The organism is Agromyces binzhouensis (assembly GCF_004135055.1).
GTDB lineage: Bacteria > Actinomycetota > Actinomycetes > Actinomycetales > Microbacteriaceae > Agromyces > Agromyces binzhouensis.
Window position 1 is genome coordinate 1 of record NZ_SDPL01000123.1, and the last position, 7,595, is coordinate 7,595.

Annotated in this window: 9 protein-coding genes and 1 tRNA gene; 9 read left to right on the plus strand and 1 reads right to left on the minus strand. The window is 71.6% G+C overall.

Annotation, left to right across the window (positions count from 1 at the left end; genetic code table 11):
* The 4 genes from ESO86_RS07955 to ESO86_RS07970 form a co-directional block, all read left to right on the plus strand.
* Positions 1-287 (plus strand): ABC transporter C-terminal domain-containing protein (locus ESO86_RS07955; RefSeq protein WP_242492271.1); only part of this gene is annotated, 287 nt, incomplete at its 5' end.
* 187 nt (positions 288-474) lie between these two features.
* Entirely contained in the window at positions 475-1,362 is an 888-nt protein-coding gene (locus ESO86_RS07960) for a MetQ/NlpA family ABC transporter substrate-binding protein (RefSeq protein WP_129234419.1), read from the plus strand.
* Positions 1,363-1,452: 90 nt separating this feature from the next.
* Positions 1,453-2,481 (plus strand): methionine ABC transporter ATP-binding protein, encoded by a 1,029-nt coding sequence (locus ESO86_RS07965; protein WP_129234420.1) that lies wholly within the window; start codon positions 1,453-1,455, stop codon positions 2,479-2,481.
* Positions 2,481-3,140 (plus strand): methionine ABC transporter permease, encoded by a 660-nt coding sequence (locus ESO86_RS07970; protein WP_129234421.1) that lies wholly within the window; start codon positions 2,481-2,483, stop codon positions 3,138-3,140. Before ESO86_RS07965 ends, ESO86_RS07970 begins: the two co-directional genes overlap by 1 nt.
* A gap of 84 nt (positions 3,141-3,224) precedes the next feature.
* Here ESO86_RS07970 and ESO86_RS07975 read toward each other — a convergent pair whose 3' ends face one another.
* Positions 3,225-3,722, minus strand: a complete 498-nt coding sequence (locus ESO86_RS07975) for a MarR family winged helix-turn-helix transcriptional regulator (RefSeq protein ID WP_129234422.1) — start codon at positions 3,720-3,722, stop codon at positions 3,225-3,227.
* A gap of 93 nt (positions 3,723-3,815) precedes the next feature.
* On the opposite strand from ESO86_RS07975, the gene ESO86_RS07980 reads away from it, so the two are divergent.
* The 5 genes from ESO86_RS07980 to ESO86_RS08000 form a co-directional block, all read left to right on the plus strand.
* Positions 3,816-4,325 carry a flavodoxin domain-containing protein gene (locus ESO86_RS07980; RefSeq protein WP_129234423.1) on the plus strand — a complete coding sequence of 170 codons (510 nt, stop codon included), beginning with the start codon at positions 3,816-3,818 and terminating at the stop codon, positions 4,323-4,325.
* A gap of 156 nt (positions 4,326-4,481) precedes the next feature.
* A tRNA-Gln gene (locus ESO86_RS07985) sits at positions 4,482-4,553 on the plus strand.
* 1 nt (position 4,554) lies between these two features.
* Positions 4,555-6,015 carry a bifunctional UDP-N-acetylglucosamine diphosphorylase/glucosamine-1-phosphate N-acetyltransferase GlmU gene (glmU, locus tag ESO86_RS07990; RefSeq protein WP_129234424.1) on the plus strand — a complete coding sequence of 487 codons (1,461 nt, stop codon included), beginning with the start codon at positions 4,555-4,557 and terminating at the stop codon, positions 6,013-6,015.
* A 33-nt stretch (positions 6,016-6,048) separates the two neighbouring features.
* A complete protein-coding gene (locus ESO86_RS07995) occupies positions 6,049-7,026 on the plus strand; it encodes a ribose-phosphate diphosphokinase (RefSeq protein WP_129234425.1) in 978 nt (325 codons plus the stop codon).
* The coding region (locus tag ESO86_RS08000) for an AMP-binding protein (protein WP_165307493.1) at positions 7,026-7,595 on the plus strand (570 nt) is incomplete at its 3' end. The genes ESO86_RS07995 and ESO86_RS08000, both read left to right, overlap by 1 nt.

Here is a 7,595-nt window from a genome sequence, read left to right on the forward strand (position 1 = left end):
CGGGCGGGCCCGGTGCGGCAGCGGGCGGCGGCGCGAGTGCCGCGGCATCCGCCCCGGCCCTCACGGGGGCCGACCGCCGGTCGGCCGAGAAGGAACTGTCGTCGATCGACCGGCGGCTCGAGAAGCTGCAGGTGCAGATCGCCGAGCAGCACGAGAAGCTCGCCCGTCACGACCAGTCCGACTACGTCGGGCTCGGCGCCCTCGGCGACGAGCTGCGGTCCCTCGAGGATTCCGTGGCCGACCTGGAGACGCGCTGGCTCGAAGTATCCGAGCAGCTCGAAGGATGACGTCGCAGGATCTGTGACCATCGATGACCACGTGGTCAATTAGGCGCAGATCCTTCGCCTACCGTTGAGGTGCGCCCGCGAACGCGGCAACGACGCCCCACCGCCACCAGCGGTGGGGTTCGTCATGTCCAGGCACCACCGCCACCAGCATCCGAACGCGCGCGCTGATCGGAAGAGGAACCCCGCCATGCCCAGCACCACCACCAAGCTCATCGCCGCGCTCGCCGCAGCCCCGCTCGTCATCGGCCTCGCGGCCTGCTCGTCGGCCGGTGCCGCCGAGGGCGACGACGTCGTCCGCATCGGCGTCGTCGGCAAGTCCGACCCGCAGTGGCCCGCATTCGAGGAGGCCGCGGCAGACGCCGGCATCGACATCGAGCTCGTCGACTTAGCCGACTACACGCAGCCGAACCCGGCGCTCACCGAGGGCGAACTCGACCTCAACCAGTTCCAGCACATCGTGTACCTCGCCGACTACAACGTGTCGGCCGACGCCGACCTCGTGCCGATCGGCGCGACCGCGATCTACCCGCTCGGCCTGTACTCGCTCGAGTACGACTCGGTCGAGGACATCCCCGCAGGCGAGAGCGTGGCCGTGCCCGACGACCCCTCGAACCTGGCCCGTGCGCTCCTCGTGCTCCAGTCGGCCGGACTCATCGAGCTCGACGGCGGCGGGTCGATCTTCTCGACCGTCGACGACATCGACGAGGCCGCCTCCAAGGTGCGGGTCACGCCGCTCGAGGCGTCGCTGACCCCCACGAGCCTGCCCGACGTCGCCGCGGCGATCATCAACAACGACTTCGTGCAGGACGCCGGCCTCACCTTCGCCGACGCGATCGCGCAGGACGACCCGAGCGACCCCAACGCGCTGCCGTACGTGAACATCTTCGCCGCGCGCGCCGACGACGCCGATGACGAGACGTACCTGAAGCTCGTCGAGATCTTCCAGACCGACCCCGAGGTCCAGGCGGGCCTCCTCGAGGCCTCCGGCGGCACGGCGGTGCCGCTCACGACCCCGGTCGACGAGCTCGAGGCCTCGCTCGCCGCCGTCGAGGACGACACCCGCACCCTGGGCTGACCCGACCACGACACGACCCGGCACGCGCTCGGGTGGCGCGCCCCGACCGGGCGTCGCCACCCGGACGCGCGTGCGTGGAGGAGGTACCGCATGGCGCTCGTGACCCTCGAGCACGTCAGCAAGTCCTATCCCGCCGTCGGCCGCACGGCCGAGGCCGTCACGGCCGTCGACGACGTGTCCCTCGAGATCGAGGCCGGCGACGTCTACGGCATCATCGGCTACTCGGGCGCCGGCAAGTCGACGCTCGTGCGGCTCGTCAACGCCCTCGAGCCGGCGACGAGCGGCTCGATCCGGATCGACGGCCGCGAGATCACGGGACTCCGCGAACGGGAGCTCCGCGGCATCCGCCTCGGCATCGGCATGGTCTTCCAGCAGTTCGAGCTCTTCGACGCGAAGACGGTGCGCGGCAACGTCGCCTACCCGTTGAAGGTGGCCGGCTGGGCGAAGGCCGACATCCGCGCGCGCGTCGACGAGCTCCTCGCGTTCGTCGGCCTGACCGACAAGGCGGGCGCCCGCCCCGACGAGCTCTCCGGCGGACAGAAGCAGCGCGTCGGCATCGCCCGCGCCCTCGCGACGCGCCCGCGCATCCTGCTCGCCGACGAGGCGACGAGCGCGCTCGACCCCGAGACGACCCAGGAGGTGCTCGCGCTCCTCAAGCGCGTGAACGAGGACCAGGGCGTGACGATCATCGTGATCACGCACGAGATGGACGTGATCCAGTCGATCGCGACGAAGGTCGCCGTGATGGACCGGGGCCGGGTCATCGAGCACGGCGACGTCTTCGACGTGTTCTCGAGCCCGCGGCATCCGTCGTCGCAGCGATTCGTCGGCACGGTGGTCAAGGGCGTGCCCTCGCCCGCCGAGCTCGCGGTGCTCCGCGAGCGGCACGAGGGGCGCATCGTCACGTGCTCCTTCCGCGACGGCGATGCGTCGCAGGCGCGCGTGTTCCTCGACCTCGCCGAGGCCGGACTGGAGTTCGAGCTCGTGTACGGCGGCATCAACGACATCCGCGGCCGCGCGTTCGGCCACCTGACCCTGGCCGTCCGCGGCGAGGGCGCCGCGATCGACCGCGCGCTCGCCGCGGTCGCACGGCACACCGACGTGACGGAGGTGCGCTGATGGACCGCCTCCTCGAACTGGGGCCCGAGTTCTGGGCCGCGGCCGGCGAGACCCTCTACATGGTCGCGCTCACGATGCTGTTCGGCGGTGCCGGCGGCTTCCTGCTCGGGCTCGGGCTGTACGCCACGAGGCGCGGCGGCCTGCTGCCGAACACGGTGGTGAACAACCTGCTGAACGTCGTCATCAACTTCTTCCGGCCGATCCCGTTCATCATCTTCATCGCCGCCGTGCAGCCGCTCACGCGCGCGGTCATCGGCGTCGGCATCGGGACGGATGCGGCGATCTTCGCGCTCTCGCTCGCCGCGTCGTTCGCGATCGGCCGGATCGTGGAGCAGAACCTGCTCACGGTGCGCCCGGGGGTCATCGAGGCGGCGCGGTCGATGGGAGCGGGCCCGTGGCGGATCCTCCGCACGGTCGTGGTGCCCGAGGCCCTCGGCCCGCTGATCCTCGGCTACACGTTCATCGTCATCGCGGTGATCGACATGTCCGCCATGGCGGGCCTGATCGGCGGTGGCGGGCTCGGCTACTTCGCGCAGCTCTACGGCTTCCGGCAGTTCGAGCCCGTCGTGACGTGGGCGGCGGTGCTGCTCATCGTCGTGTTCGTGCAGGTGGTCCAGTACGTCGGCAACTGGCTCGCCCGACGCGTGCTGCGCCGCTAGGCCCGGCCACGGGTCGCGCTCCGGTGCACATGCCGCATGCCGCATGCACCGGAGCGGGCGCGTGCGCCGCGGCATCCGCCCGATTCAGGCGAAGCCGAGCGAGAGCTTCCGAAGCAGCGCGGCGAGCCTCCGCTGCTCGGCGGGCGGCAGTCCGGCGAGCAGTTCCGCCTCGGCATCGACGAGGCGGGTGATCGCGGCGTCCACGCGGGTCACTCCCGCGGGCGTCATCTCCACGAGGATGCCCCGGCCGTCGTGCGGGTCGGTCTGCCGCGTCACGAGGCCGCGGGCGACGAGCCGGTCGATGCGGTTCGTCATCGTGCCGCTCGAGACGAGGGTCTGCGCGAGCAGCGCCTTCGGCGGCAGGCGGAACGGCGCTCCGGCCCTGCGCAGGGCCGAGAGCACGTCGAACTCCCACGACTCGAGCTCGGACCGCTCGAACGCCTGCTTCCGCGCCCGATCGAGGAGCTTCGCGAGCCTGCCGACCCGCGAGAACACCTGCAGCGGCGCGAAGTCGAGGTCGGGTCGCTCGCGCTCCCAGTCGTCGACGATCCGGTCCACCTCGTCCTGGTCGCCGGTCGTCATGCCGCCAGTATCCCACCGGCGGCTCGCCGGCTCGTCGACGCCCACGGGCCCAAGGTCCCGACCGCGCCCGCCCGCGGTCGCAGGCTGGAGGACATGGCACGCGTCCTCGTCGCCTATGCGACCAAGCACCAGTCCACCGCCGAGATCGCCCAGGCGATCGCCGGCGAACTCCGCGCACGGGGCCACGCCGCCGAGGCGGCGGAGGCCGGGCACGCGACCGCCGACGGCTTCGACGCCGTCGTGCTCGGCAGTGCGACGTACGCCGGCCGCTGGCGTCGCGAGGCTCGGCACTTCCTCTCGCATGAACGCGACCGGCTCGCGAAGATGCTGTTCTGGGTGTTCAGCTCCGGCCCGATCGGAGAGCCGAAGCCCGATGCGCCGCCCGACGACGACAAGTGGCTCGAGCCGCGCAAGGTCATCGAGCAGGCCGAGGCGCTCGGTGTCCGCGAGCACGTGGTGTTCGGCGGCCGCGTGCCGCAGGACCCCGGGAACTTCGTCGAACGCGCGATGCTCCAGAACACCCCGGAGGACTACCAGGACCTGCGGGACTGGGACGAGATCCGTGCGTGGGCGGGCCGGATCGCCGAGGCGCTGACGACCTGAGCGTCCTCCCCGCCGACGACCGGGGACCGCCCCGAGCCGGCGACCTCGACGCCGCCGAGCGGTCGGGGCCTCGCCGGCCGCGCATCGCCGGACGCCCCTCGCATGGCAGACTTGACACCGCGCCCGAGGGCCGCCCGGGGGCGGCCCCGTGCGCGGTCCGCCATGGTGTAACGGCAGCACGACAGCCTTTGGAGCTGTGAGGACCAGGTTCGAATCCTGGTGGCGGAGCATGGACGAGAACCTCGCGATCATCGTGCTCGCCGCCGGCCAGGGCACGCGGATGAAGTCGACCACCCCGAAGATCCTGCACCCGCTCGCGGGTGCGCCGATCATCGCCCACGTGCTCGCCACGGCGCGCGCGCTCGACGCGAAGCACGTCGTGGCGGTCGTCAGGCACGAGCGCGACCTCGTCGCCGACGCGATCCAGGCAGAACTGCCCGAGGCGGTCATCGTCGACCAGGACGAGGTCGCCGGCACGGGCCGCGCCGTAGAGCAGGCGATCGCCGCGCTGCCCGACGACTTCGACGGCGACGTGCTCGTGCTGAACGGCGACGTGCCGCTGCTCAACGCCTCCACCCTGGCCGAGATGCTCGAACGCCATCGCGCCGACGGGCTCGCGGCGTCGGTCCTCTCCGCCCGGTACGACGACCCGTCCGGGTACGGGCGCATCGTCCGGGGCCCCGAGGGCGCGTTCGACCGCATCGTCGAGCAGAAGGACGCCTCCGCCGACGAGCTCGCCATCGACGAGATCAACGCGGGCGTCTACGCGTTCGGCGCATCGGCGCTCCGCGACCAGCTCGCCAACCTCACGACCGAGAACGCGCAGGGCGAGAAGTACCTCACCGACATCATCGCGCTGCTCCGGCAGGCGGGCTCCGAGGTGAAGGCGCGACCGGTCTCCGAGGCGTGGCTCGTCGCGGGCGTCAACGATCGTGCGCAGCTCTCCGAGACCGCGGCGCGGCTGAACGCGCTCATCGTGCGCGGCTGGCAGCTCAACGGCGTGACGATCGAGGACCCGGCGACGACCTGGATCGACCTCGCCGTGCGCATCGAGCCCGACGTCACCATCCGCCCGGGCACGCAGCTCAAGGGCGCGACGGCGATCGCGACCGGCGCGGTCATCGGGCCCGACACGACCCTCGTCGACTGCGAGGTCGGCGAGGGCGCCGAGGTGAAGCGCGCGGATGCCACGCAGGCCGTGATCGGCGCCGGCGCCTCGGTCGGCCCCTTCGCGTACCTGCGCCCGGGCACCGTGCTCGACGCCGACGGCAAGATCGGCACGTTCGTCGAGACGAAGAACGCGCACATCGGCGCGGGCAGCAAGGTGCCGCACCTCTCCTACATCGGCGACACCGAGATCGGCGAGGGCTCGAACGTCGGCGCCGGGTCGATCACCGCGAACTACGACGGCGTCGAGAAGCACCGCACGACCATCGGATCGCACGTTCGCACCGGCTCGCACGGCGTGTTCGTCGCGCCCGTTACGATTGGGGACGGGGCGTACACGGGGGCAGGCACGGTCGTCCGCAAGGACGTGCCGGCCGGTGCGCTCGGCGTGAACGTCGCCCCGCAACGCAACATCGACGGATGGGTCCAGCAGCACCGTGCCGGGAGCGCGGCCGCACAGGCGGCCGAGGCCGCGCACGGGGCGGGCGAGACCGATGAGAACGATGAGCGCGACCCTGAATAGGACCCGGCCTGGCCGGTGGGAAGGACAGTGACCATGTCGGGAATCGAGACCACCGGATCGAAACGGCTCGTCCTCGTGTCGGGGCGCGCGCATCCGGCGCTCGCGAAGCAGATCGCCGCCGAGCTCGGCAGCGAGCTGGTCCCGACCGACGCCCGCACGTTCGCCAACGGCGAGCTCTACGCCCGCTACGACGAGAGCGTGCGCGGCTCCGACGCGTTCGTCATCCAGTCGCACGCGGCGCCGATCAACGAGTGGCTCATGGAGCAGCTCATCATGGTCGACGCGCTGAAGCGCGCGTCCGCCAAGCGCATCACCGTCGTCTCGCCCTTCTACCCCTACGCCCGGCAGGACAAGAAGGGCCGCGGCCGCGAGCCGATCTCGGCGCGCCTCGTCGCCGACCTCTACAAGGCGGCCGGTGCCGACCGGATCATGTCGGTCGACCTGCACGCGGCCCAGATCCAGGGCTTCTTCGACGGCCCCGTCGACCACCTCTTCGCGATGCCGGTGCTCCTCGAGGAGTTCAAGAACTCGCTCGACCCCGAGACCCTGACGGTCGTCTCGCCCGACATGGGGCGTGTCCGCGTGGCCGACATCTGGTCCGACAAGCTCGGCGTGCCGCTCGCGATCATCCACAAGCGCCGCGACCCGCTCGTGCCGAACCAGGTGTCGGTGCACGAGATCGTCGGCGAGGTCGACGGCCGCGTGTGCCTGCTGGTCGACGACCTCATCGACACCGGTCGCACGATCGTGAAGGCCGCCGAGGCGCTGAAGGCGAACGGTGCGACCGGCGTCGTCGTCGCGGCGACGCACGCGGTGTTCTCCAACCCGGCGACCGAGATCCTGCAGTCCGACTTCATCGACCGCGTCGTGGTCACCGACACGCTGCCCCTGCCCGAGGAGAAGCGCTGGGACCGCCTCACGGTGCTGCCCATCGCACCGCTGCTGGCGCGCGCCATCCACGAGGTCTTCGAGGACGGGTCGGTGACGAGCATGTTCGACGGGGCGGCCTGATGGCGGATGCCACGGCGAAGCCCTGGCTCGCGAGCTACGCCCCGGGCGTCCCGCACTCGCTGCCCGCGCCGGAGGGGTCGCTCATCGACCTGATCCACCGCACGGTCGAGCAGTACCCGGATCGCCCTGCGCTGGAGTTCTTCGGCCGCGTCACGTCGTATGCCGAGCTCGGCGAGCAGATCGACCGCGCCGCGGAGGGCCTCAGGCGGCTCGGCGTGCAGCCGGGCGATCCGGTCGCGATCGTGCTGCCGAACTGCCCGCAGCACATCGTGGCCTTCTACGCGGTGCTCCGCCTCGGCGCGATCGTCGTCGAGCACAACCCGCTGTACACGCCGCGCGAACTGCGGCACCAGTTCGAGGACCACGGCGCTCGCGTCGTGATCGCGTGGGACAAGGTCGTCGCGACGATCCAGGACTTCCCCGACGACCTCGCGATGCGCCACATCGTGTCGGTCGACCTCACCCGCGCGATGCCGTTCGCGACGCGCGCCGCGCTTCGGCTGCCGATCGCGAGGGCCCGCGAGGCGCGGGCGGCGCTCACCGCGAGCGTGCAGGGCGCCGTGCCGTGG

Excerpts from the sequence above, each read along its gene's own strand:
- glmU (WP_129234424.1), top strand. The coding sequence starts at position 4,555 with ATGGACGAGAACCTCGCGATCATCGTGCTCGCCGCCGGCCAGGGCACG.
- ESO86_RS07975 (WP_129234422.1), bottom strand. The coding sequence starts at position 3,722 with ATGACGACCGGCGACCAGGACGAGGTGGACCGGATCGTCGACGACTGG.
- ESO86_RS07965 (WP_129234420.1), top strand. The coding sequence starts at position 1,453 with ATGGCGCTCGTGACCCTCGAGCACGTCAGCAAGTCCTATCCCGCCGTC.
- ESO86_RS07980 (WP_129234423.1), top strand. The coding sequence starts at position 3,816 with ATGGCACGCGTCCTCGTCGCCTATGCGACCAAGCACCAGTCCACCGCC.
- ESO86_RS07995 (WP_129234425.1), top strand. The coding sequence starts at position 6,049 with ATGTCGGGAATCGAGACCACCGGATCGAAACGGCTCGTCCTCGTGTCG.
- ESO86_RS07960 (WP_129234419.1), top strand. The coding sequence starts at position 475 with ATGCCCAGCACCACCACCAAGCTCATCGCCGCGCTCGCCGCAGCCCCG.
- ESO86_RS07970 (WP_129234421.1), top strand. The coding sequence starts at position 2,481 with ATGGACCGCCTCCTCGAACTGGGGCCCGAGTTCTGGGCCGCGGCCGGC.